At 61.8% G+C, this 626-nt stretch carries 1 protein-coding gene; it reads left to right on the forward strand.

Annotated features, from left to right (window positions below; genetic code table 11):
* On the forward strand, positions 1-626 hold a 626-nt coding region (locus CKO23_RS25040), incomplete at both ends, for a type IV secretion system protein (protein WP_200336297.1).

Here is a 626-nt window from a genome sequence, read left to right on the forward strand (position 1 = left end):
TCGGTGGTGGGACTCCCGGCCCTTCTGGTACCTTCGCCGAAGAATTCGACCGGTTGATCGCCGAGTTGGGGGACTATTTGAATGCCGCTGGTTCCGAGTTGAACTGGATGGCAGGGGCCATGCTCGACATTGTCGGGGTGCTGCTGCTTTCCATCCTCGGCGGGCTGGCCGCCTTCATTCTCGTGGCCTCGCGTTTGATGATCGCGCTTCTGATCGGGATCGCGCCGGTCATGATATTCCTGACACTCTTCGAGGTGACCAAAGACTACTTCGCGCGCTGGCTGTCGGCGCTGGTTTCCTTTGCGCTCTACCCCATCGTCGTCGCCGGCGTGTTCGCGACAATCACCGGCGTTTCCTCCGCACTCATCGGCGAGCTTGGCGATCCTGAAGGCGCCTCAAACATCGGCGCGCTCATTCCCTTCTTCATGATGGTGCTCATGGCCAAGGGCTTCATCATCGCAACGCCCTTCATCGTTCGCGCGATCTCCGGCAACATCATGATGCCCGCCCTCTCCGGAGGTCTCGGCGGGGGCTACAGCTTCGCCCGCGCCGCCATGGGCAGCCAGCAGGCCTACAACCGCTATCTGATCGGCGGTGCCAGTGGCGCGGAATATGCCGCCCTTAGA

Source organism: Thiocystis violacea, from assembly GCF_016583565.1.
GTDB lineage: Bacteria > Pseudomonadota > Gammaproteobacteria > Chromatiales > Chromatiaceae > Thiorhodococcus > Thiorhodococcus violaceus_A.